The 25,197-nt window shown below is 42.5% G+C and carries 18 protein-coding genes and 1 riboswitch; of the genes, 10 read left to right on the top strand and 8 right to left on the bottom strand.

Annotation, left to right across the window (positions count from 1 at the left end):
* Nucleotides 1-19: 19 nt before the first annotated feature.
* The 3 genes from EHO59_RS08660 to EHO59_RS08650 all read left to right on the top strand — a co-directional run bounded on the left by EHO59_RS08660 (nucleotide 20) and on the right by EHO59_RS08650 (nucleotide 2,302).
* The gene (locus EHO59_RS08660) at nucleotides 20-517 is read left to right on the top strand and encodes a hypothetical protein (RefSeq protein WP_135586909.1); all 498 of its coding nucleotides are present in this window, start codon (nucleotides 20-22) and stop codon (nucleotides 515-517) included.
* 81 nt (nucleotides 518-598) lie between these two features.
* Nucleotides 599-1,225: a hypothetical protein gene (locus EHO59_RS08655; RefSeq protein WP_135586907.1), complete on the top strand. Its 627-nt coding sequence runs from the start codon at nucleotides 599-601 to the stop codon at nucleotides 1,223-1,225.
* A gap of 30 nt (nucleotides 1,226-1,255) precedes the next feature.
* On the top strand, nucleotides 1,256-2,302 hold the full coding sequence (locus tag EHO59_RS08650; protein WP_135586905.1) for a CapA family protein: 1,047 nt from the start codon (nucleotides 1,256-1,258) through the stop codon (nucleotides 2,300-2,302).
* Nucleotides 2,303-2,383: 81 nt separating this feature from the next.
* On the opposite strand, the gene lsa26 is transcribed toward EHO59_RS08650, so the two are convergent.
* Entirely contained in the window at nucleotides 2,384-3,130 is a 747-nt protein-coding gene (lsa26, locus tag EHO59_RS08645) for a surface adhesion protein Lsa26 (RefSeq protein WP_135586903.1), read from the bottom strand.
* Between the two features lie 190 nt (nucleotides 3,131-3,320).
* A riboswitch (cobalamin riboswitch) is annotated at nucleotides 3,321-3,497 on the top strand.
* A gap of 150 nt (nucleotides 3,498-3,647) precedes the next feature.
* Between lsa26 and EHO59_RS08640 the strand changes: the two genes are divergently transcribed.
* The 3 genes from EHO59_RS08640 to EHO59_RS08630 all read left to right on the top strand — a co-directional run bounded on the left by EHO59_RS08640 (nucleotide 3,648) and on the right by EHO59_RS08630 (nucleotide 7,579).
* The gene (locus EHO59_RS08640) at nucleotides 3,648-5,708 is read left to right on the top strand and encodes a TonB-dependent receptor (RefSeq protein WP_135587310.1); all 2,061 of its coding nucleotides are present in this window, start codon (nucleotides 3,648-3,650) and stop codon (nucleotides 5,706-5,708) included.
* A 2-nt stretch (nucleotides 5,709-5,710) separates the two neighbouring features.
* Nucleotides 5,711-6,874 carry a hypothetical protein gene (locus EHO59_RS08635; protein WP_135587308.1) on the top strand — a complete coding sequence of 388 codons (1,164 nt, stop codon included), beginning with the start codon at nucleotides 5,711-5,713 and terminating at the stop codon, nucleotides 6,872-6,874.
* 66 nt (nucleotides 6,875-6,940) lie between these two features.
* Entirely contained in the window at nucleotides 6,941-7,579 is a 639-nt protein-coding gene (locus EHO59_RS08630) for an ankyrin repeat domain-containing protein (protein ID WP_167882095.1), read from the top strand.
* Between the two features lie 8 nt (nucleotides 7,580-7,587).
* Here the strand turns inward: EHO59_RS08630 and EHO59_RS08625 are convergent, their stop codons facing one another.
* Genes EHO59_RS08625 through EHO59_RS08615 form a run of 3 tightly spaced genes read right to left on the bottom strand, consistent with a single transcriptional unit; the run spans nucleotide 7,588 to nucleotide 10,552 of the window.
* Entirely contained in the window at nucleotides 7,588-8,247 is a 660-nt protein-coding gene (locus EHO59_RS08625) for a tetratricopeptide repeat protein (protein ID WP_135586899.1), read from the bottom strand.
* Entirely contained in the window at nucleotides 8,244-9,599 is a 1,356-nt protein-coding gene (locus EHO59_RS08620) for a Kelch repeat-containing protein (protein WP_135586897.1), read from the bottom strand. The genes EHO59_RS08625 and EHO59_RS08620 overlap by 4 nt, the downstream gene beginning before the upstream one ends.
* Nucleotides 9,596-10,552 carry an LA_3334 family protein gene (locus tag EHO59_RS08615; protein ID WP_246052762.1) on the bottom strand — a complete coding sequence of 319 codons (957 nt, stop codon included), beginning with the start codon at nucleotides 10,550-10,552 and terminating at the stop codon, nucleotides 9,596-9,598. Before EHO59_RS08615 ends, EHO59_RS08620 begins: the two co-directional genes overlap by 4 nt.
* A 200-nt stretch (nucleotides 10,553-10,752) precedes the next feature.
* Here EHO59_RS08615 and EHO59_RS08610 point away from each other — a divergent pair, with 200 nt between their 5' ends.
* From EHO59_RS08610 to EHO59_RS08595, 4 genes are all read left to right on the top strand, one after another.
* Nucleotides 10,753-17,865 (top strand): RHS repeat-associated core domain-containing protein, encoded by a 7,113-nt coding sequence (locus EHO59_RS08610; protein ID WP_135587304.1) that lies wholly within the window; start codon nucleotides 10,753-10,755, stop codon nucleotides 17,863-17,865.
* Complete coding sequence (locus tag EHO59_RS08605; protein ID WP_135586895.1) at nucleotides 17,862-18,557, top strand: hypothetical protein; 696 nt, start codon at nucleotides 17,862-17,864, stop codon at nucleotides 18,555-18,557. The genes EHO59_RS08610 and EHO59_RS08605 overlap by 4 nt, the downstream gene beginning before the upstream one ends.
* Nucleotides 18,558-18,610: 53 nt before the next feature.
* A complete protein-coding gene (locus EHO59_RS08600) occupies nucleotides 18,611-18,970 on the top strand; it encodes a TIGR04452 family lipoprotein (RefSeq protein ID WP_135586893.1) in 360 nt (119 codons plus the stop codon).
* Nucleotides 18,971-19,071: 101 nt separating this feature from the next.
* Nucleotides 19,072-19,740, top strand: coding sequence for a hypothetical protein (locus tag EHO59_RS08595; protein ID WP_135586891.1), 669 nt, complete (start codon nucleotides 19,072-19,074; stop codon nucleotides 19,738-19,740).
* Nucleotides 19,741-19,794: 54 nt separating this feature from the next.
* Here EHO59_RS08595 and EHO59_RS08590 read toward each other — a convergent pair whose 3' ends face one another.
* From EHO59_RS08590 to EHO59_RS08575, 4 genes are all read right to left on the bottom strand, one after another.
* Nucleotides 19,795-20,430, bottom strand: coding sequence for a TetR/AcrR family transcriptional regulator (locus EHO59_RS08590; RefSeq protein WP_135586889.1), 636 nt, complete (start codon nucleotides 20,428-20,430; stop codon nucleotides 19,795-19,797).
* Nucleotides 20,431-20,432: 2 nt separating this feature from the next.
* Nucleotides 20,433-21,887: a phytoene desaturase family protein gene (locus tag EHO59_RS08585; RefSeq protein ID WP_135586887.1), complete on the bottom strand. Its 1,455-nt coding sequence runs from the start codon at nucleotides 21,885-21,887 to the stop codon at nucleotides 20,433-20,435.
* A complete protein-coding gene (locus tag EHO59_RS08580) occupies nucleotides 21,887-23,530 on the bottom strand; it encodes a DUF3556 domain-containing protein (protein WP_135586885.1) in 1,644 nt (547 codons plus the stop codon). The genes EHO59_RS08585 and EHO59_RS08580 overlap by 1 nt, the downstream gene beginning before the upstream one ends.
* Before the next feature lie 77 nt (nucleotides 23,531-23,607).
* Nucleotides 23,608-25,107, bottom strand: coding sequence for an ATP-binding cassette domain-containing protein (locus EHO59_RS08575; RefSeq protein WP_135586883.1), 1,500 nt, complete (start codon nucleotides 25,105-25,107; stop codon nucleotides 23,608-23,610).
* Nucleotides 25,108-25,197: the final 90 nt, after the last annotated feature.

The following is a 25,197-nucleotide window of genomic DNA, read 5'->3' as shown; positions in this document are numbered from 1 at the left end:
TGCTGCGAAATTTATCGCAATGATCGCTTACGCTATTATAACGTCGTTTACCTTTAATTGCGGTCTCGTTTTAACGGGAACGGATGTAGGTAGAGAATTAATCGGCTTGTCCGATAGCAAGAAAAACGATTCGTCTGAGAAGGCGGCAGCCTTATTAGGTTTGGTTGCCGGTTCTTCTCTTTTAGATTTCAATCCGACAACTTTAACGATGGCAGAGTTTGCGTATCAGAGTTATACTGCGTCGATAAAGATCCCAATTCCTTCTTCTTGGATAAACGATCCTGATTCACTTCTCGAGCTTTCTTTAACTCCCAGTGGTTGTCCTGCACCAAGTGATGACAATTCTACAATAATGGACTTTTCAGAATCCACGAACTTTTCCGCACAAAGTGCAACCTTTCGATTTTTAGGTACAGGAAATTGTTCTATTATTCATAGCGTGAACTCGGCTTCGCCGGAAATCGGTATTCCTGTTGGTGCAGTGATCGGCATCCTACCTGTCGTTATCACTCCATGATCATTTTTGGTTTTGCCTGACTTTCGATAACGGTAAAAACAGCTTTTCTCCTTGATAGGCTTTCAAAAACTTTCCCTTAGCATGCAAAGAGTCGTCGCATTCTCCTCTCTTCTTATCTTTGTCTTTATACTTACTAGTAACTGCGGTGCCTCCTACGTTCTTTTTAATCCGGACAATGGCCTACTAGCGGAGAGCGGCAATAATAAGAAGAGCCAAGAAAAGGCACCTCTGTTTGCACTTCTTGGAGTGTTAAGTCCGATCGCTAGTTTTTCTCCAAACCCTGTTTCCTTACCTTTTGGATCGTCTGGAGGAAGCTATACTTTGGATATTCCGAATATTCCAAACTCCTGGACCCAATCTGAATTCGGCTTTAATGTCTTTATACAAGCAGTTTGTAACAATGCCACGATTACTACAATAGATGGAACGGACGGAGCTGCTACTTCCAGTCCTGTATTCCAGGCTGCTGGGTTTGAACCAATATCGATCTCCTTTACAGGAGGGAATATAAACTCGAACTTAACAGGCTCTTGTGTCTTTACTCATGCAGTTCATAATCCTACGGGTAATTATTTGGCGGAAGGTTTTCCTTTAGGAAATCTTACGGTTGTCTTTTTGCCTTTTGCATCTGCTGTCATAGGTTCGGTTTGGTTTGCCGATTTTCCGCCTATGCAAAGCGATCTGTTCCCAAGAAAACAGCTTTTCTAAGTGTAAGGTTTTCAAAAACCTTCCCTTAGTATGAAAAGAATCGCCGCATTATCCTCTCTTCTGGGGGCACTATTCCTTCTTTCCGAAAGTCAATCCTTGCAGTCCGTCGAATCGGAAACTCTTAAGATCAAAGCCGTGGGAGACTTGGTCATGGGAACTAATTATCCCGAGAACAAGCTTCCTTCCGACCCGAAACGTACCTTATTCTCCGAAGTGGAACCTAGTTTAAAAGGTGCGGATATTCTATTCGCGAATTTTGAAAGCACTCTCACTGATTATCCTCATTGCGCTAAGAATATCAATCGTCCGTTGATCTTCGCATTTCGTACTCCTCCACCGTATGCAAAAATTTTAAAGGATGTCGGGTTCGATATCGTATCCATTGCCAACAATCATAGTTTGGATTTTCACCAGCAAGGATTCGAGGACACCGCGAAGAATCTTTCCGATGCCGGAGTAAGATTCACAGGAAAGAAGGGCGCGATCACTTATATGAATGTGAAAGGCATTTCTATCGCTTGGATCGGGTTCAGTCACATGGAAAGCGCTCATAATCATGTGAACGCGATTGAAGAAGGAGTCTCCTTGGTAAAAGAAGCTAAGAAGAAGGCTCAACTCGTCTTCATTTCAGTGCATGGTGGAGCAGAAGGCGGACCAGCTCTTCATGTTAAGAATGAACAAGAGAGATTTTACGGAGAATATAGAGGCAATCTGGTCGCTCTTTCTCATTCACTTATCGATGCCGGAGCGGATCTATTCATCGGTCATGGTCCTCATTTGCCTAGAGCAATGGAATTATATAAGGGAAAATTGATCGCTTATTCTCTCGGGAATTTTCTGGGATATCGGGTCTTCTCCACAAAAGGTTATGGTGGTTATTCTCTGGTTTTAGAAGCAGACCTAGATAAGAAGGGAAATTTCGTTAAGGGGAAGATACTTCCTCTTCAGTTAAGCCAGAACGGGATACCAGCTCCGGATCCGGATGCAAAGACTGTAGAGCTTATGCAATCTTTGACCAAATCGGATTTTCCTGGCAAGGGTCCTAAGATCCAGTCTGACGGGACATTCTTTCCTTAATTTGTTTATTGGAATATTCTAATATAGAAAAGCCCGTCCTCGCAATGCGAGAGCGGGCTTTTTAATAGGTAAGTCTATTTCTTATTGTTGAGGCTGAGGTTTAGGAGTTGGCTCCAATGCCCCAGCAGGTGCTTTGAAATTGATCTCGAATAAATCATAATGCGAATCTCTCCAGCCGGTAGTAAACGCGACTGACATTCCCAAATAATATCTGACACCATATTTCAATGTCTTGGTAGCGAAATTCGCCATCTCTTCGTCAGTGATTGAGAAAGGATGCACTTTTCCTCTGCTCTCATCTAGATAGAATCCTTCCCAGGTTCCTACTACTGTTCCCTTATATTCCAAACTTAGAATGCGTCCAGTTACGGAGAAGTTTCTCTTGGATCCGGATTTTGGAACTGCGAATTTATCCTGCAAATCCTTAGGAGTTGATTTGTCTTGGATTTGAGCTCCAATGACTTCGTAATCTGTCGAAAGAGCAATAGGCTCTATTCTGTGAATTCTATATTGGAGAAGGATTTCTTGGTTCAGGTTCTTGCTTAGAAAGTTAACTACATCTGCATTTTCAGGACGAACGCTAAAGTCTACCTTCTTCTTTACCATAGTATAACATGCGTCTTTCAGATCATCGCAGTTTTCTGATGTGTCAACGGTAGTGACTTCGATGGTGCCTTCGTAAGAATCGAAGACGATCCCTCTGCTTTCGAATTGGATCAGTTTCGCGACGGTCCAGCCTTCGGAATATGTTCCCGCTGCGGATAAGGAAGAGGTGATTAAGAAGAAGATTCCCGCAAAGAGAATACTAATAGATCGAGTTCGTTTCATTCGGATTCGGCGCTCCCAGTTTTCCCATCTAAGCCGAGCTTCGGGCCGATGGATTTTCGAGAATCCTTTCCTGATTTGATCGGACATCAAGAAAATATTTCTTTCTAGTTTTGAAATTATAAGCGGAGAATTCGTGCAAGAACGCGTTTGGTAGGAGCTCCTACATACGGGTTTTTGAGATTGCCCCCCTGCCTCTTCTTGGCAATTTGGTCTTGCAAGTAATAAGGAACAGGGAATTCGGTGAGAGCCCGAAACTGTACCCGCAGCTGTAAACACCAAAGAACGATCGGTGATTGCCACTGTCCTCGGACGGGAAGGCTCCGAATCGGGTGTGAGTCAGAAAACCTATCCGATTTACTTTCGTACTTTGGCTTTCGGGAGTTAAGGCCTTTCGCTGCGTTACAGGGCCCTGCGGCGTTCTTCCCTTCCTCCCGCCAGGAGATCTGTGCGTTCTATCTTGAGTAGAAAGTCTATTTTCTACGGAACTTTTCCAGGAAAGAAGATACTCTTTCTGGGAATGGTTTTGCTTTCAAAGCCGAGCTTCTCCCAAGAATTGTCCAAGACAGAGTCCGCTCCAGTTAAGGTGGTAGGAAAGACTACTAAAGCGAATCAGCCGGAAAATTTTAGAAAGAATCCGAGCGGCTTCCAAACTGCCATAGATCTAAATCAATACACAGCACGTTATACTAGTCTTCCTGATGTTTTGGAAAGAGAGGCCGGAGTTAGGATACGTAGATATGGAGGATTGGGTTCTTATTCCACTCTTTCCTTGAGAGGTACGAATCCGAATCAGTCTAGGATCTATATAGACGGCATCCCTTTTAATAATACGCAAGGTGGGGAAGTGAATCTTGCGGATCTTCCCTTTGATAATCTACAAAGCATAGAAGTATATAGAAGTGGGGCTCCCGTCGGTTTCTCCGGCTCTGCAATTGGTGGAAGTGTGAATCTTGTGACTAGGACAGGAGGAGGTCCTCCTAAGACCAGGGTGAATATCGGAGGTGGTAGCTTTAATACTGGCAAAGGGAGCGTAACGCATACAGGCAGTTATGGGGGAATAGGAACGAGTCTCTTCTTCTTGGGAGAAAAATCGGACCAAAACTTCTCCTACTTGAACGATCATGGAACTTCTCTCGTGAATCCTTTTGATGATACGATTGACAGAAGAAGAAACGCTCAATTCGAAAGAACGCAAGGAATGATCGGACTCAATGGAGAGATCGGAAATACAAAGATCAAATTTTGGAACGATCTAAATTATAGATTTCATGGGATCCCGGGTCCGGAAAGCAATCAAACCTTGCAAGTTCATAGAAGGTATTTGAGAAACACTTCTACAATTGGAACGGATACAAAAGGACTCTTGGACGGGATCTTAAGAATAGAAACAAGAGCATTCACTACGATTGCAAACGATGATCTATTCGATCCTAAGTCGGAATTCTCGAAAGGAACTCCTAACTCTGCTGCGATCATTCATCAATCGGGAGCCTATCTGACTCCCACTCTCTATCTCTTGGATTACAATCAGATCTTTCGACTTCATTTCGGTTTGGAAAAAGAAAGCTTTGATCGTTCTAGAAGTACTCCACAAAACATAGACCTCAAATACGAACCAGGAAAGTTCAGGACCTACACTACGGTTCAGTTAGAGGATGAGATCCGTTTCTTTGATGGAAAAGTTATCCTTACACCGGGAGTTTCTTGGGACAATTATCGGGATAGATTTCAATCGGACCAACCATGGTACCAGAAGCAGGACCCGACAGCTTCTCCTGACAAGACCACCAAATTCTCAAATCCTAAGGCAGGTCTCTTATGGAAGATGATCGAGAAAGAAAATTACGGTTTGGATTTTAAGACCAATGCTTCTAAACAAAATCGTATTCCTAGTTTCTTGGAATTATTTGGAGAAGTAGGAACTATTATCGCAAACGATTCATTGAAGCCTGAAAAGAGTGAGAACTTTGACTCAGGATTTACAGGAAGCTTTAAAGATGGAGATCTTAAGACGAGTCTTACTGTTTCTTATTTTAGAAAAAGAATCCAAGATATGATCCTATTCATTCCGAATTCGCAATTCACTCTTCGTCCGGAAAATGTGGACTCTGCGAGAATAGATGGGGCGGAGGTCTCACATAAATCGGAATATAAGGGCTGGAAATTCTTAGTGGATTATACCTACCAAGAAGCGATCAATACTTCTGCTGCTCCTTATTTGCATGGAAAGTATCTTCCTCTTAGACCAAGACATGAGATCGGAGCGACTCTTGCATATAAGAGAAAAACTTGGGAACTTGGATTGGAAGGTGTGTATGTGGGAGCTGTCTTTAAAGACAGGACCAACGAGTACGTAAATTATCAGCCTGCTCGACAGATCTGGAATGCATATCTTACTCTTGTATTGTATTCTTCTCCTGAGGAAGAAGAGGAGAAGATCCAAAAACAGGAAAAGGCACCGAAGGAATTACTTCTGAGTGTAGATCTTAGAAATATGGGAGATAAGAGGGTTCAGGATATAGTAGGATATCCTTTGCCAGGAAGAAATTGGTTCGTTACATTGAGTGCAAGGTTTTAATGATGAGTAAGAAGTCCTGTATATTTCTTTGTTTATGCTTCTTTGCTGCATGTGGAGACATACAGAGACCTCCTCTATACACTCTGTTCCTTACTCCTAATTTGCCGAACAATATAGGAGTGGTGACCACTGATTTCAGTAGCAGTGGAAGATTCAAGGTAGTGAATCCGGAGATCCTACTTTCTTATCCTGGTCTCACCCCGATTCATTCGGACGCTGTGTCCCGTTTCGGAAACGAGAAAGTATATATTATAAATCGATTGAATAAGGATAGTGTCCAAGTTCTGGATCCGAATTTTGGATTTCAAACAGTTTCCGAATGGTCGATGGGAGCAGGCACGAATCCAAGTGATATCGCGATTGTCGGACCGAATAAGGCCTATGTTTCTTTATACAATTCTAGATTTCTTAGGATCATAGATCCGAGCAATGGAGCTTCCCTCGGAAATATGGATTTAGGCGGTTACTCGGAACCGAGTGCTGTGCCGGATAACTTACCTGAGGCTTCCGGTATGCAGATCGTCGGTACTAGCCTTTTTATTTGTCTAGAGAGATTAGATCGCAATGATCCGAGTGGATACTTTCCTCCAGGGCCTTGGGGTTCCTTATTGTTGGAGATCGATATCCTTACGGATTCCGTTATTGCAGTTTATACCTTTCCGACACCGAATCCTGTAGGTAAGCCTTTGCTAGTGGATATTTTCGGAGAGCAACATATCGTTATTCCTACTCCGAACAGGATGGGATTTATCAGCGCGTTGGACGGCGGAGTCACTGCGTTCAGACTTTCTACTCGAACATTTCGCTCTGGATATCTCTATTCGGAGACCACTGCAGGGGGAGATCTGATGGTGGTCCAGATTGCAAGCGATCAATTAGGCTATGCTAGCGTGATGGACGCCGGCTTCAATAAAACATTACAAGTATTTAATCCTAGTACAGGCCATAAGATCTCGACTCTGATCTTTATTCCTTCTTCTTTCGATGCCAGTCTCTCCAGCATTTTACTCGGAGACGACGGAATACTGTATGTCGCAAATACTGAATTCACTCAGCCAGGAGTCACTATGTTCGATACGAACGATTCGAATCGGCTGATTACTCCTTTGCCTATCTCGGTCGACTTGCAGCCTTTCGATCTCATCCAATTAAAAGATTCTCCGTGAATCCGGATTGACAAAACTGAAAAAAAATGGATCATCCATCGGTGGTTTTTGGAGGCCCCACTTTTGATTTCGGATATCTTTCAGATGATTGCGGCCGGCCAAAAAGCTCAGGTGATCTATTCCTTGAGAGAAGCACCGGATCTTTGCTCTAAGCAAAATGCAGAGGGGATCACTCCTGTACTATTTGCGCTCTATTTCGGAAAAGAAGATATAATACAAGCGTATCTAACTCTCGGAATTCCTTTGAATCTATACGAGGCTGCTGCTTTGGGAACCGAGGCAAGAGTTAGAGAGTTGGTCGAAGGAAATTCTTCACTCGTGCATTCTTATAGTCCGGATGGATGGACTCCTTTGCATCTTGCCGCTCATTTTGGTCGTTTGCCTCTGATCAAATATTTGATCGAGAAGGGTGCGGATATACATGCAAAATCCAAGAGTAAGTTCTCTTTAGGAAACACTGCTTTGCATTCTGCAGTCGCTTCTTGGAAGGCGGATGCAGTTGCACTTCTGTTGGAGTTTGGGGCTGATCCGAATTTTACACAGGAGGGAGGATTTTCTCCTCTGCATATAGCTGCTTCTCGCCAGGGAAATGAACAGATAGTGAATCTACTCCTGCAAAAAGGAGCCGATCCTGATTTGAAGACTGAGGATGGAAAGACTGCCAGAGATATTGCAGCCGAGCGCGGGGTCGCTCTAAGTATTTAATATCTTTATTATTTATCTTTTTTGAATAAAATAAGGATCTGAAATACAATCTGAGTTAATAGAAGGGCACTGATCCATAGGAGGATATTATTTCCTCGAGTTTGGGCGGCCTCTATTTTCGTTTTCAGATCCGAGACTTCCATTCTTAACCCTGAGATCTCCGTTCGTAAAGACTCCATTACGGATTTCCATTCTTCGAAAGGGGCAGCCGAGAAAGTTTGCCGTTTAGTTGTCGAAGGATTCTTTATCGTTTTTGAATGGCCTGGACCTTTTTCGAGTTCCTGGATTTCTTTTCGAAGATCTTCGTTTAAAGGCCATTTCTCATAGGCTTTTTCCAGATATTCCTTGGCGGAGCTGAGATTTCCTTTTTTTCCTTCTTCCTTTCCTAATCCGATCCAGGCTCGAGTGAGTAGGAATTCGGCCTTTAAGTCGGATGGATTCGATCCCAGAATCGAATTTGCCAGTTTCTCCGCTTCCAAGAATTGTTTCGTTTCGATGAGTATCTCTCCTTCTTTGATCCAAGAAGTTTCGGATTCGGATAAGGGCTGCGAATATAAGGAAAAACTTATATAGAATGACAAAAGTAGAAGAACAAATTTACTTTTGTAGGAAGAAGCAGCCGATGGCCTGAATTCGGTTTTTGGATCTGTAAAGAAGATCTTCTTCATCGATCGATCCGGATTGCCTTATGACCATATCTTCTACGAGGCATAGTTTTGGGATGAAGGCTCCAAGCGGAGAGGATCGGATTTCCCGAATCCAAGTAATACACGCTGTCTTCTGGAACATTGATCGCACTTGCCCCTCCAAATACAAAGATCTGTCTAGTCTCGTAAGAGGTTTGAGCTGCCGGATAATACAAAGAAGAGGGAAGAGTGGGACCTGAGGTGAAAACGCCGGAACCTAATTGATAGAATTCCGTTTTATTTGTAGGAAGAATAAAAGTCGCAGGTTGGAACACATTTCCTGAGCCTGTGGATCCACCGATGACTGCAAACCAAACTCCATCTGCAGGAAAAGGATCTTGAGAGCTTGGATTGATGCAGAGTCCTACACCTCCATGTTTGGACTCCACAAGACTTGGTTCACCGAAGGAAGTAGTCGTATTTGCAGGTGGAACAAAACCATCCGTGCTTGCATTTGCACTTCCGGTATTGTAAGTCCTTCCTCCTGAATAAAAAATAGTGCCGTCGATGGCGCATCCAGCCATATCCACTCTGCTGAATATTGTAGATGCAGATGAATAGGAGATCCATTGTCCATTTGTTCCTAACTCAGGATAGAACTTTAAGATTGTATTAAATACGGGACCATTCGTCATGTCGGTTGAATTAGAACCGGAAAGAATATAGATCTCGTCTCCTACGGAACCGGATACGGCTCCCTGAGATCCGAAAGGAAGAGATGCCTTACTTTCCCAGATATCCAAATATGGATCATATACTTCGACTTTAGAAGAGGAAGTGTATACTCCTGAAATGAGTTCCATTCCTCCAATCACATATATTTTACTTTTGTGTGATAGAATGCTCGCGTAGACTCTTGGAGTTGGAACACTCGTGATGGAAGGATACCAAATTCCAGTAACAGGATCGAATAAATCGATTTCGGCAACAGGAACTGCAGTGGACCCGATACCTCCTACGATCCAAATTCCTCTCGTTTTAGGTGGATCATTGGAGATCCAAGTCTTAAATCGGAGAGATTTTCCTTCGAGGATAGTTTGAGAACCGCAGGTCACAATCGCATTGTATTCAGTATTTGGTCGTAAATACTTTAGTTCTATCCAATGAGTCTTTAAAGAAGAAGGATCCGAAATCATTCCTACTTCGCTATAAACATTTCCTTTGGCGGGCCCGGAACAATTCCAAGAGAGAGCTGCTGAATTCGGGCCAAGTTTTGCTACGTAAGCAAAGCCTGCTTCCGATGCTTCTTCTCCTAAAATACTGCTTAGGCCTGAATCTCCGCATCTTAAAATTCCTAAGAGTAATATTATAAAAATAAAATATAAAGATCTCATATATAAAATCCCCAGGAGAATCGGATCCCAGAATTACAAAGGCTTGCCTCATTTTGTAGATTGCATTGAGAACGAATTCCTAATCGGACTAAATGCTGAGAGTGAGTATTCCAACTCCATCCGAATTCAAGAAGAAGGTCAGGTGCAAGAGCCGAATTTCTTTCTTCTCCTTGGTTTCTTGAGATGGAACTTGTTCCTGCTCCTATCATCCAATAGGGAGAAGAATTTCCGTAAGCGGATCCTAAATAAAGGTTTTGGCTCCAGATGGAAAGTTGCCCTGTCTTGCCCGGGCCGGTCGCATATTCGGAAGAAAATCCATAAAACCAACCTGACACTCCCGCATTTCTCTCTAAGAAGAATCCACCTCCATACACCAGAGGAAATGCCGTGGACCAAGTTCCCAAGGATGCTAAGCCGATACCAGAAACGCCGACTCTCCAGCCCAGATTGACCTGTGAAGCGTCTAAATATTTTTCGGGAAGAGAAGGAGAAGCCTCCAGATCTTCCTGCGTTTGAGAAACTATTTTACTTTTATCTAATTCAGCAAATCCCAGCTCTGTTTTTAAAACGATCTTAGATCCTTTCGTTTCGATAAAGACTCCTTTCAATACGGTTCCGTCACTCAATACGAATTCGGCATATTTGTAGGAAGAATCCTTTCCCTTCTTTCTAGGATCTAAGCGTTGCACTTCCTGTTTGGAGATCCTGTATTTATTTTCCTTCCAATAGAAATGGATCTCATCTTGCGTTTCGGAAACTTCTTCCGTTAGAAACGCATCACCATTTTTTAATAGGATTTCAGTAGAGAAGAGAGAATTGGTCGAGAGAAGAACATATAGAGAGAATAAGAATATATTTTTTCGCATAAGGTTCTCTTTGCTTTTGGAAGTTCGGATCTGGAATGGAAATTCAGCATCTCTCACCCATTTGCCATTCTTGGAAACGAATTCCATCTTCTTCTTCAAAAAGAAAGAAATTAATTTGAGAGTGAGAAAAAATATCCCAAAATAGGATATTACTGTTTGACAAAAGTCTTTTTGAACGCGTTAGTGCCCTTATATATAAAGCGCCTTATAGGCGTTTGCTCACAGCTCGGCTGATTCCCCCGATAGGAACTTTGGTTCCGGAACTATTGGTGAGGATTAGCAAGAGAATGTTTCGATCCGGAAAATATTATGTAATTCTGATTTTATTCAGCGCGTTATTCGTCTTAGGTGGAAATCCACTTAAGCCAGTATTTACTTTCCTTGCCAATTTATTCGGAATCCAAACGGAGATACCTCTCCCGTTTGCGGATGTGAATGTGGATCATACAGGAAAGGCTAGATTCTCTCTTGCAATCCAGGTGCCACCAGGGGCGGGAGATCTTGTACCAAATATCTCACTTCAATATTCAGGAACAACAAACCAAGGGATCTTGGGGAAGGGTTGGTCCTTATCAGGATTTTCTCAAGTAGCCAAGAACCCTAGTTTAGGAATTCATTATGGATCTTCGGATGGGTTTATTTCGGATCAATTTGGAGAAATACTCTCTGCAAACGGAGCATATAGATTTAAATACGAGAGTTTTTCGAAGGTGGACTTTTCTTCCGATGTATGGACGATCCGAGACCGAAACGGAACCATCTATGAGTTCGGAAGAAACCAGCCTTCGGGTGCAAATTCTGTCATAGATTCCAATGGACAACCGATCGCGTATTATTTGGATCGGGTTCGAGATAGATTCGGGAACGGATACGATATCAGCTACGATCCGGAAACATTACAATCTAACGAACCGATCCCACGGGAGATTCGATATGCGAGGGGAAATGCCAGGATCTCATTCACGTATGAAGATCGATCGAACGGGTTTGGGGAGAAATTATTTTATGCGACTAAGCAAATTACACGCAAGAAGCTACTGCAAAAGATCCAGGTCTTTGCAAATGATGGGTCCGGTGCCGAGACAGAAGTAGAGACGTACGAGTTTGATTACGATTCTTTAGAAGGACAATCCATTCTTTCTTCCTTTCATAGGGAGCAATACAAGCCTCTTACATTTTCTTATACCCAAAGATCCAAACAGAATAATCTACTTCAATCTTCGGGAAAGAATTTCACGAATTCCTATAAGGCAATGGAACCAAGTGTGCAGTCTGCCTGTGCTAAGACTCAGGCAATCTGCGCTTGCACTGCAGATTGGGGTTGCATTGTAGCAAGCAATTATACTGCCCCGGATTTGTGTAGGGCAGGAGTAGAAGCATTCCAAGACGTTTGTTCCAACGGAGTGGAGATGTCCTTTGTGACCACTGCAGATACCAATGGAGACGGCTCCGTTGAGATAGTTCGTATCTTAGGAGAAATAGGAGATCAAAAATTTACGGTTTCTTCTTTGGGTTCTTGGGATAACTCCGGAAATGTTTCTCTTTCTGCTTCTGAAAATCGTGTGGGAGATCCTATCGGTCTTACTACGCAAGGACAGATCCTTCCAGGTGATTTTAATGGAGATGGGAAGAGCGACTTTTTAGTACTGAGACAAAAAGGTTCTGCTTTAAGTGTTCACTATGGACCGAACTTTCAATCTTCTGAATATTCAAATATTGTTTTGGGAAATTTGGACTTTGGTGCGGATGATTTTTCTCAGAGATTTTTCACTGCGGACGTAAACGGCGATGGTAAGACTGATTTTCTACAGAGTACTGACGGATCTCAAATGGATGTGTTTTTGTCCAATGGTTCCGGCTTTCAGAAAATACAGAGTCTGGCAGTCACTGACTTCGGAACTGAGTTCCAGCAATTTATAGATCTAGATCGAAATGGGGTTCCGGATTTTCTAAGAATACAGACCACAAACGGGACCAAACGTTTGATCTCTACCTTTTATGATTACCAGAATGGACAGTTAGTTGCATTAGAAAATACTGAAATATCCAGATCCAGTTTCGGTGCGCATGGAGATCAATTTATAGCAGATATCAACGGAGACGGTTATCTTGACTTTGCTTTCTTCTCTTTGACCGGAAGCCAAGGAAATATCTCCTATTATCCTTTTGACGGACGTAAATTCGTCTCAAACGGAGCTAGTCCATTCGTAAGCGCTGAGGTGAACGGAGCTTATGCCAATCTTGAAAAGAAGAAGTTTAGCTATTTAGCATCTTCTTCTTATCTAGAAATTGATCTTTCGGGAGACGGAATAAAAGACAGAGTAAGTTACGATACTTCCGACTATTTGAATCCATTCTTTAAGGTGGAATTGTACGATCCTGTCCAGTCTAACTATCTTCCTGCATTCAATTTGTATTGGAACCAGGATCAATCCTTGGATCTGAACGGAGATGGCACCTTGGATGTTCTACGTGCCAATGTTGTGAACTCTGGCGATCCTGCGAATACGGACCCTTCTTCTCAAAGTGATGCTACCCGTAATTTTTCGGTTACCATTACGAATTTGTTATATTATGAGGTTCCGATCGATCTTTCCGAGTATCTTCCTGCATCGACCAGCACAGGCTCTGCAACTCAGAATGCTTATTTTAATTGGAGAAATCCTAAGGCATTTTTAGATCTAAACGGAGATGGAAAGGCGGATTTTTTGCGTTATGACGACTCTTCTTCTGCATTAAGTGTTTCTTATGCAAGTATCGGTTCGGATGGGAATACTACCTATTCTGCGGATGGAGATGATACCTGGTCTACGAACGGATTCTTTTTGGCCTTGGATATTAACTCGGATGGAAAACCGGAACTCTTGGGTATGGATGGGAATCAGAAAGCGTTTCAGTCCAACATTCCAAGCTCCATTCCATTTATCAACACTACTCAGTATCGTCAGTTCCCTTACGAATCTAGTCTGAGTATTTCTTTACTTCGTTTCAATAAAGAAGTTCCCAGTGGACTTGTGAATAAGATAGAGAACGGATCGGTTTCTTCTTCCGGTGATATAATGCAAACTTTAGATTACCAGCTTTCTAAGGATCATGCGGGTGCCTGCTCCTTGGGTTCTTCTTCAGATCCTAGAATCCAATCTATTTGTTTTACGGATATTCTACTAACTGGCATCTCTCAGAAAGCGGGTGATTCGATCCTTTCTTCTTTGAGCTATCAGTATTCTAACTCGAGAGTCTTCTTGGGTGGTCTGAGGAATTCTAGTTATATAGGATTTCAATCCTTAAACCAAACGGATACGATCTCGAATTCACAGGTCCAATCCAAATATGAGCCAAGCTTCTTAGAGATGGTAGGAAGTCCTACATACCAGGCTTCCTTTAAGAATGGGATTCAGATCTCTGAATCATTTAGATCCTATACAAGATCTACATCTCAATTCGGCGGTATCTTAGTTTTGCCGAATGCTTCTACTGAAAATTCTTATAGTGGAGGGCAGCTCTTAACTTCTACTACAACGAATCCTATTTACGATTCTTTCGGAAATATCACTACTAAGACCACGAATACCAACGGAACTATCTTAGTAGAAACGAGTACATATCAAAACGACTGGAATTTGGGAATATTAGGAAGACCTACGGATCTACAGATCCAAAAGGACGGAGATTTAATCTCTTACAAGAAAATTGAATATTCTAATTCTTCCATATCTTCGGTAAAAGAAATGGTTTCTGATGGAGTTTGGAAGACCCAGCTCATCAATTCTTACGATTCGTATGGGAATCCGATCTCGATCCAAGATTCGAATGGAAATATTAGTAATATTCAATATGATTCCGTTGTTTATAAATATCCGATCCGATTCACCAATTCTCTCGGCCATACCACTTCTAAGACATACGATTATACAAGAGGATTAGAGCTTTCTAATACCGATCCGAACGGGGCCGTTTCCAGGTCAGAATATGATTCCGTGGGTCGTGCAACCTTTAGCTATCTGCCAGGGGAAAGCGATTGGTCCGAAAAAATCGAATATGAGAACCCCGGAGATCTAGAGAATCAGCTTGTCCGAAAAGTATTTCGCACCAGTAATGGTGAGACTTGGAAGGAAGATTTGAGTAATAATATTACCGGAGTCTATAGAAAGCGAAGTAACCTTGGAAATGGGTATGTGCTGGTGGAAGAGTCCCAGAAGAACCTCCAAGGACAGATCGTTCGTAAGGTGGATCCTTATTTAGAAGGATCGGACCCTTTTTCCTGGACGGACTTTTCGTATGATGCGGAAGGGAATCAGATCCGGGCTACGAAGAAGGATGGAACGATAACCGAAATTTCTCGTGACGGGCTTACCACCACAACCACCGACTCCTTGAATGGAAATGTTCTGGGCCAGACTGTAGAAGTAAAAAATTCCCTGGGCCAAGTGATCTCTGTGACTAAGCAGGGAAAAACAGTAAGCTATTCTTATTCGTCGAACGGAAGGACTTCGCAGATTTCTGATCCGGAAAATGGGACCACTTCTATCGAGACGGATCTTTCCGGAAGACAAACCAAGATCATTCATCCAGATTCAGGAAAGACAGAGTTCTCTTACGATCCGAATTCAGGAAATCTAATAGAGCAAAGGAATGCAAACGGATCCAAGGTCGGATACCAGTATGATGTTTTGGGAAGGACCATCCAAGTGATCGGTCATTCTTCTCAAGGAGAAATAGAATCTCATTCCTATGAGTATGATGATCCTGAAAAGAACAATTCTATCGGAAGACTTTCCAAGGTCACGGATACTTCTGGAAGCACTGAGTTTCAATACGATGCTCGCGGAAACCAGATACTCATTCAGAAAAACCTAATACAAGAAGATCTGAACTTCCTGATCCAAAAGAGCTTCAATCTGCAAGATCAGGTAGAAGAAGTTGTCTATCCGGATGGAAGTGTTGCTAAGAATCTCTACTCGGATGCGGGTTATCTTTCCGGAATCACATTGACTCCTTCCAACGGGAGTGGCTCCGACTTTCCAGTCGTTCAATACAATGGCCCTATTTTAGAAGACGGTCAGATCAAGATCCAAAGGGTTTTAGGAAATGGTGTTCGAACGGATATATATTATGATCCTATAAAGCTTAGACCTACTAAATTCTTAACCTCCAAAGATACTCAAACCTACCAGAGCATTGTGTATTCTTATGATAGTTTTGGAAATTATCAATCCATCCAAGACAAGGTGAATCCGAATCGAAGCCAAAACTTTACGTATGATCCTCTCAATCGTCTCTTAACTGCTGCAGGAGTTTACGGGAGCGAAGATTATCAATATTCTGACTCGGGCAAATTACTCCAAAAAGGAAATTTAACTTATTCTTATGCGAATTCATCTCATAAGAATGCAGTGACGAGGGTAGTAGGACAGAACACAAGCTACGATTATTCGTACGATGAATCCGGAAATGTGATCAGTCGGAGTGGAGAGAATTACGCTTATAATTCTTTTCAGAAATTAGAGAGTATCGTTACCGCAGATCAAGAGACTATCTTGTTCGATTATGATTTTACAGGAACTCGGATCAGAAAGACCAAGTATAGCGATTCCAGCAAAACGATCTCCATCGGAGGGATCTACGAAGTTGTCTTAAGTCCGGGACAATCTCCTCAACATACATTGTATTTCAAGGGGAACTCTGGGGACTTAGTGGGGCAGTGGAGTAGAACGGATGCCGTTTTAGTGAGTAGTGCGCAGGGCACTGGAGGATCGGCATCTCCTATCCGATCTGCATGGAACGGTTTCGCTTGGAAGTTAAAAGACAAGACGATTCGAGGAGTTAAATATTTCTTCTTAGCTCCTGGAACGAATTTAGGATTTTTGTATATAGCAATTTTCTTAAGTATCGGATTTGCCTTTATTTCATACCAAGAAGGACTTCGAAATATACTCTTTCGGTTTGCGACTCCGATCCTTTTGTTATCTTTTTCTCATTGTTCCGTCTTCATGCCAAATGGAAACGGAACTCCTCCTTGGTTGATAGCTCCTCTATTTAATCCGGACACTCCTTCTGTCGGAAATCCATACGAGCCCGGAGGGCCAGGCTCCGGAGCGGGGCTTCCTTTTAGCGGTTTCCTGTTCCTACATCCGGATCATTTGGGCTCCATCACTATGGCAACCGATGGGAATGGAAACAGGATCGCAGGAGGGGACCAAGGAGGAGCATCATATATTTCTTATAAACCATACGGAGAAATACAACGCACCGACTCTTCGGGCCCGGATGTGTTCCGCTATAAATATAACGGACAAGAAGAAGATAAAGAAACAGGGCTCTATTATTTCAAAGCTAGATATTATGATCCAATCTTAGGAAGATTCCTGCAGGCGGATTCGGTCATGGACTCCAATCATCCAATGGGGATGGATCTGTATATGTATACGGAAGGAAATCCAATCCGTTATACCGACCCGAGCGGAAATAGTATGGTAAGCAGTTTCTTCGACAGAAATGGATTAGGTTTTCTTAATTTTCATATTTCGTTCAGCGGCTTCTTTCAAAGAGCATTCTTTATTAGTTCTCAAAGATGGAGTGATGCATTGGGAATCGGGGCAGCGATTGCTCCGGTCACATTGATCGGCACAGCCTTAGGAATAGGAGCCGTCGGAATTGGCATCGCAGGGATCTTAGGGATGAACATGATTGGTGCCGCTCTTGGAGCAGCTCTTGTCGGAAGTGCAAGCGCTACTGCAGTGGGGGCTACGGGATTCTTAGCGGCTATGGGGGCTGTTTCCGTTGCCTCTACGGTTACCATGGTGGCAGGAGCATTGGGGATAGGAGTGGGACTACTTGCTTCCGCAGTCGCGATGACTGCCGCTGCGACTGCTTTACTCGCTGGAGTTGCGGCTCTTGGAGTGACCTCGCTTTTAGTGATGGTAGCCTTGGTGACTGCACTTGTTCCTGCAGCTGGGATCGCGTATTTAGTTAGCACTACTGCTTTAATTGCGGGCTATATCGGAGTCTCCTTAGTAGGATCCGCTCTTTCTCCATTTACTCTCCAAGCCTATATTGCAGGCGGTTTATCTAAATCAAGTTTCAATAATATACATTGGAGCGAAAAGGATGCGAGGATTGCAGCTTGTTATGCGACAGGGATTCAGTTTGGGATCATTATGGGAGTAAGCGCAGCAGGTGTGTTCGGCGGAATTGTTAAAGAGATTACAATAGTGAAGGAAATTGCAGAGGTTTACGGCTACGTTAGCACTGCTAAGAGTATTATTAAGCAAGATTGGAAATCCGTTGCGGCTGATGCTCTTGGCTACTATGTCAAATACAAGAAAGACGCCGATATTCCTTTCGGTTTGGTCTTGGATTATGGAGAGGGTTTACATAAAACCTGCGGAGGAAGTTTATGAACAAGCTTCCTCTGTTTTATCTTTTGTTGGGATTATGCCTTTTTTATAATACTCGATGTATATCATTAGCAGGTGTAGGCAGATCCGGATTTAGTAGGGAAGTGCCTAATGTAAAGAATACATATTTAAAGTTTAACATACGAAACTATAAAGATAGAAAAAACTATGATCCTGATAGTTGGTTCTATAAAATTAATCAATTCATACTCCTTGTAGAGTGGTTTGATTCAGAACCTCCATTTCCTTATACAAAAAATAGTGGATATTCATTCCCTATTAATCCGCCGGAAAGCTACTATCAAAATAAAGAAGATAAAATTGGTCGCATGCGGATCAGACAGATTTTGAACGGGGATAGAAGAGATTATTTTATCTTCGACTGTGAGTATTGGATGCCGATGCCCGCCGGACTGGGTAAGTTCAAATTCTACATGAATGATTATGAAAATGGAAGAATTAGCGAAGTAACAAAAGAACTGAATCTTCCGGAAAATCATTCCATTCGATTGGCTATCCATCCCGCTCGAATTGATTACTCAAAATATCCACCTACTGTGATCCATCTTCAAGTTGGAGAAAATAAAAACTCACAAGAAGGCCGCAAGGGCTTTGCATTCGAATTTCAAATCGAAGAGAACAAGCCTGGAGATGTGGAGCCTAAATGTAATGTCGATTCTTCGGAAAATCGATAGGCCTTTTCTTTATAAAAGATATTAATTTTTGATTATATGATTAGAAGAAAAAAATGAAAAGATATATATTAGCTCTATTTGGAATAATTTTGGCCAAATGCATGATTACAGGTCCTTTGGGACTTGCAACGCAGTTCGAATACCAAAAAGGAAATGTAGTAAAGCAAAGACTATTGAATGCTTCTATGGAATCCGATCTATTATTCACTGCTTTGAATGGAAAGCCTCTTGGAATTGATCCAACGGATATTTTAGCGATAGAGTCAAAGGGGCTTCAAGAAGATAAATATTATAAAAAGGAGAAGGTTGATAATTGTGTTAAGAATATACTGATATTGTTTAACACAGTTTCTCCTTGGGACTTAAATCTTAGAAGGAACGGGCCATGCTCATTAGAGCCTGAGAAATATTGATTTGCTGATTGTTGTGGCTTGTTTGCACATTTAGATCAAAGCTTTTTGGATATAAATTTTATTTACAATTGGATCAGAATCTCAAATATACAGACACACGTATGAGCTGGAGTTTCTGGAGATTTTTAATAGCAAAGAAATCGTTAATTTCCTTTGGAAGGATTGTTACTACTCTTTGTATAGGGACCTTTATTTCTTGCGCCATTTCTGTAGACCAAAAACCGGAAAAAGTGAGAATAGATTTACTTCAGTATTCCCAGGAGATTGCCATTCTTATCTCTAAGGATCTAAGGGAGTATACTTACCTGGCAAATCTGACCAATACGTTTAAGATAGGTCAATCCATCGAGCAAGCAATGCGAAATCGGGCCGAGGCCCAATTCGAGAATGTTGTAGTTATCGATTCTCTTTTTAAAAAGCATAGAGATATCAATTCGATATCCGTTAAGGTGCTGAATGTTAAATATGAATTTCATAATGATGCTTTAACTGGCTTATTTAGTTACACTGTTTTTCAGATATCTTTAGAATTTAAATTTTACCAAGGACGGAATTTAGTAAAAACTGTTGAAGGAAAATCAGAACTATTATATTCTCACGTTCTCCCATTGACTCATGCAGGATACATGTCTGCAGATTCGGTAGCTAAGGGGATTGCGGATGCAGTAAATCAGGGTTTTATAAGGCTTCTTTCCGATAAAGCAGTGCAGGCAATTATAGATCCAAATTCTACTCCGGTATATAAGGATCGTGTCGGTTTTGCTCATTGATCGGATTGCTTTGCAGCTTTGTATAAAATGCCGTCGACCTTCTCTGAAATTTGCTTAAAACAACTCCTCGTCATCTTTCATCATTTGAGAAACACGTTCGATCCCTCCTTGGAATAACAATCCTAAATAATCGGAGAGTTTGCGGATATCGTAGCGGTTCTCATTCGCTAAGAGGACCATCGCTTCGAATCCTGCGGCGACCATCATAACGGATGTTATATGGATCGGATGCGCGGAGAATCCTCCTGTTTCTATCATCTTCTCTACGTCTCTATCTAATTCTTCTAATATATATGTCATGGGGCCGCCTTGAAAAAGATAGCCTCGTATTACATCCCGATTTCTTGCGAGTAGCTCTAGATGGATTCGATCCTGCATCATTACATTGAATACTGCAAAATATGCGTCGCTTAAGAACGTGAGTGGAGTCGTAGCCTTTGCTCTCGCTTCTCGAATTCCTGAGCGGATTCCTTCGGACAATTCATCGGCTATATCCTGCATTACGGATTCCTTATCTTTATAGTAATTATAAAAGGTTCCTTGTGCGAGGCCGCTTGCTCGAATGATTTCTCTTGTAGAACATGCCTCGAACCCTACGGAAGCGAATACTTTTCTCGCCGCGTCTAAGATCGCATTTCTGTTTCTGTTCTTATTGTCTTCTCTTCTGGAAACAAGATGGGAAGATTTCATTCTTAATTGTACCGGACCGGTTTTAATGTATGAATTTTCTTTAATACGGATTTGGCCGCATGATAGCCGCACATCCCGTGAACTCCTCCTCCGGGAGGGGTGGAGGCGGAACAAATATAGAGATGAGGATTAGGAGTTCCATAGGGATTGATCCTCGCAATCGGTCTAAAGAATGCCTGGGTCAGATCTGCAACTCCACCAGTAATCGCTCCTCCTACATAATTCGAATTATATCTATAAAAATCTTCCGTCTTCATTGCATGTCTGGCTAAGATCCTATCCTTAAATCCTGGGGCAAATCGTTCGATCTGTTTTTCTAATACATCCGTTAAATCTAGATCGGAACCTGCAGGTACATGGCAATACGCATATCCTGTATGCTTTCCTTGAGGCGCTCTTTTGCGATCAAATTGGCTTTGTTGTACAACCAGCATGTACGGTTTCTCTGGATGTTTTCCCTTCCAGACGTCTGCTTCTGAGGCGGCAATCTCCGAGAATTTTCCTCCCAAATGAACTGTAGAAGCTTCTAAGCATCTAGGATCAGACCAAGGGATTGGACCATCCAATGCCCAATCCATTTTGAAAACTCCAGGCCCATATCGATAAGATTTAATTCTTTTAATATAAGAAGAAGATAATGCTCCTTCTCCCAAGGTCGCTAATTGATCCGGACTCGTGTCGAATATTACTGCTCTTGTTTTTGGCAATTGCCTTAGGCTTTCTACTCTCTGAGAGGTTTTGATCTCGACATTGAGTGTCTTTAGATAAGACTCTAAAGACTTAGCGATCATCTGAGATCCACCCGCAACTACAGGCCAAGATTTGGTATGTCCTGTAATAGAGAACAATAGGCCGAGTGCTCCTGTCAAAGCTCGGTTTAATGGAAGGATAGAATGTCCTGCACATCCAGCAAATAATGCCTTCGCTCTTTCTCCTTTAAAGGATCCATTTGCGATGGATTCTGCGGATCGTATTCCTGATAACCCGAATCGAGCCAGTAAAAACGGATGTTTAGGAATTCCTAATGGAGCCAGAGCATCTGAAATAAGCCCTTCCGGATTTTTTAAGAAAGGAGAAAGAAGATTATGATACGCTTTTCGGTCGATTCCCAGATCTTCTGCTGTTTCTTCCAAAGATAGTTTGAGAAGTACGGCTCTTTCTCCATCTAAAGGATGAGCGACTGAGGCAGGCGGTTCTATCCATTCTAAGCCATGCTTATCGAGAGGAAGTGTCTTTAGAAATGGGGAAAGAATTCCCATTGGATGAGCGGCAGAGCATACATCATGCAAAAAACCGGGCAAGGTAAGTTCCTTGCTTCTAACTCCGCCGCCAATTGTATCCGAAGCCTCAAGTACAAGCACGGAGTATCCGGAACTTGCGAAGAGTGCCGCGGCGCTCAGACCGTTTGGGCCTGAGCCTATTACACAAACATCATATTCTTTGGAAGAATATTCCATTATTTAGTCGGCCAAGGTTGCAGTTCTTTTAGATCGCTAACCTTGATCTTTCCATCATCTATTAATCCTTTTTCGGCGTCGTGAACTCTGTAATGCAATGTGGATTGTCCCAGAGGTTGTCCTTCTATGAAGATGCATCTCAATTCTCCGTCAGTGAATCCGCATTGGGATTGGACCGATCTAAGAAGTTGTTCGCTATGCAAATGCCCTTCTCCGAAATTCCAACCGACCACCATTCCTGCGATCAGCTCTCCTTCTACCCATTCATACCTTTCGAAATCTTTTACCGCTTTCGGAACGATTGTTTGGAAGGCTTTTCCGTGTAAGTGCATGAGTCGGAATGCCATGACCTTGCTTACCAAACCGACGGATACCTTTCTTTCATAGAACATGTCCAATTGATCATACAACCAACCGGAAGTCTTGGTGAGTTTGTCCAATTTTCTGTAGCTATCGTCTCTAAACATCCAAACGCTTACTGCCCAGTTTCCCGCGTAGTAACGCATTGCTAATAGAAAGGAAACCCATTCTGGTTTAATATTTCCTAATAAAGGAATCGCAAAAGAGAAGAAGAACAGAAAGACCGCAACTACCTGAGAGTCGAGCTGAAAAGGAGTAATATGAGAATGAGCTCCGAATAGAAAGAAGCCAGAATAAACTACTAAGAAATTCCATTCGATCGGAACTCCCATAGGGAAATTGCTCGTGATATAACTATGCAGAAAGATCATCATTCCTAAACCGATCATAACGATCGTAGAAGAACCGCTCACTACTCCGGTAAATAGAACGATAGGGGTCCCTAATTCTAGCAAGATTCCCATATAAGATTTTACTAATGCAGTATTAGACGGGCGTAGATCATCCGGATAATTCTTATACATTGCCTTTCTAAACCATGCAAATGGAGTGAACGGGCTATTGCTCGCCATTACGCAAACAACACTTGGAAAGTGGGAGTTTAGTTTGGAGAAACCCGCAAAGAGCCAAATAGACAATTGAACAATCATCGCGCCTGCGATCCAATTCGGAGCAAATGCGAATACTACGATGGTAACCCAATAGTGTTCCGCTCTTGCAGCAAGAAAAACAGTTTTATCTAATATTCCCGCGATCACGAGGAGTGCTATGATCGGTAAAAATTGATCATAGCCTGGGGCTGGATGGATCAAGGAGAGCACTAAAGATCCGATCAGTGCCGCATAAGACAGGATCTCTAAGATCCCTCTTGTCTTTCCTCCTATGATAGGAGCTCCTTCGAATAACGGCATTTTGGTGGTCTTTGGTCTTAAGAAGTAAAGAAATCCTCCGATCGGCGGGAAGTATCTTCCGGTTAGTGGACCGCTTCCGCATCCCAATCCTAAGACTTCGAAGAGTAAACTCCAGATGATTGCCTTTTGAAAAGCGACTGGTTGAAACCACCAAGAGATCGTTCCCCATTCTCCTAGTCCAGGGGAGAAGGAACAGAAGTAGATCCATCCCGCGATATAACCTATGATCTTAAGTACATAAACAAAATAGGCTCCGAGCGGAGAGCCATAGCCTTGGACTGCCCAGGCTTGGCAGGATAGGCGTGCCCTTTCTGCGAAGGACATCTTCGCCCAGGCTAGGGCGTCATAGGGAGGAGCTTTTGGTAGGAACATCTTTCTCTCCAAGTTCTGTATTGCGGACCGTGGTATAGTCGATTGTTGCGAAATGTCAATTAAAAATGACTAATTGGTCATGTTCTTAGAATGCGTTTTATAGCAAATTCCTTGGGGATATCGCAGTTTTGTAGGAACATATCATCATGAGAAACGGCCACTACTGCACCTGGAAATTCCTTCACGAGCCTTTCTAAGAATTCTATATTTTCTAGGTCCAGATTATTTGTAGGTTCATCTAGGATGAGAAGTTCGGGAGTATTGGCGCCCAATAGTCCTACGGCGAGTGCAGCTCTCAATCTTTCTCCTCCGCTGAGAGAGTTGCATTTTTGAAACACTCCTTCTCCAAAGAATAGAAATTTCGCGAGCCCATTTCTAATTTCGCTTTCCATCAAAGAGGAAACATCTCTAACATTTTCGAAGATACTTTTTTCTTCCTGGAGTTCTTCGCATCCTTGGCTGACATAAAGTGTATTGAGCTTTCCGATCCTCAGATCTCCTTTTGTTTCGAATCTATTCCCTAAGATTGCTTTCAATAATGTAGATTTTCCGGAGCCGTTTGGACCGTTGATTGAGATCCGAATATTTCCCTTCCAGGCAAAGTTTAAGTTTTCCTCATAGATCCAATCTTGGAATTTTATGTTCAGATCGATCGCTTCGGCCACTAGTTTTTGGGAAGGAATCCCGTTCCCCATAAGGTCTGCATACATTACCGGATCTACTTTCATTCGATCCATTGTTTCATAAACTTCTCGTATCTTTTGATTCGATTTTTCTAATGTGGAAGAATTCAATTTTCCTGATGTAGATTCTGCGCTTTGCTTTCTTGCTCCTAATAGGATCTTGGGCGCTCCTCCTTTTGCGGCAGATCGTTCTCCTTTTTTATTTCTTCTCTCTTGTTTTTCTCTTTCTTCAGTTCTCTTTGCAAGTGCCTTATCTCTTTCTCTTCTTGCTCTTTCTAAGGAAGCAATCGAACTTTCTCTTTCCTTCTCCTTGAGCTCTTGGTAGAACTCCCAGCCGACTCCGTACTTGTTCAGTCCTTGATTAGATAATTCTAAAACTTCTTCGCAAAGGCTAAGGCATCTTCTATCATGAGAAATGAGAAGAACTCCCGATTCATATTCTCTTAGAAAACGAATTAAGACTTCTTTCGCCTCCTGGTCCAGATCGTTTGTAGGCTCGTCTAGGATCAAATAGCCTTCTTCCTGGATTTGAGCGAGCCTCACTCTCATCCATTCCCCGCCGCTTAGGTTGTCGCAAGTATTCTCCTGGTTTATTCCAGAGAGAAGAGTATCTCCTAAAAGGGACCAGGAGTATTCATCCAAGAATTCTCTTACGGTAATATGCTCCGGTTCTTGGCGTTGGGAAAAGAATAGGACGTTTTGTTTTCGACGTATTTCTCCTGCGCTTGGATCGATGAGCCCGGCAATGATCTTTGCGAGATGAGTTTTTCCTACACCGTTTGAACCGACAAGTGCGGTGATTTTAGGTCCTAAGGAGAAATTAAGATTTTTGAATAGAACGCGCCCGTTCGCAAACTCGAACGAGACGTCATTCGCCGTGATAATAGATTGCATGTACAAACCCCGTGCGCAGACGCGCATGTTAAAAAATCGGATGGATTGGGATGGGTTTGCTTACGATGCCATGATGGTCCGGTTGCACCG

The sequence above is a fragment of the Leptospira semungkisensis genome, from assembly GCF_004770055.1.
Classification (GTDB): Bacteria; Spirochaetota; Leptospiria; order Leptospirales; family Leptospiraceae; genus Leptospira_B; species Leptospira_B semungkisensis.
Note: the sequence above shows the minus strand (reverse complement) of the source record. Positions and strands in the feature narration are given on the sequence as shown.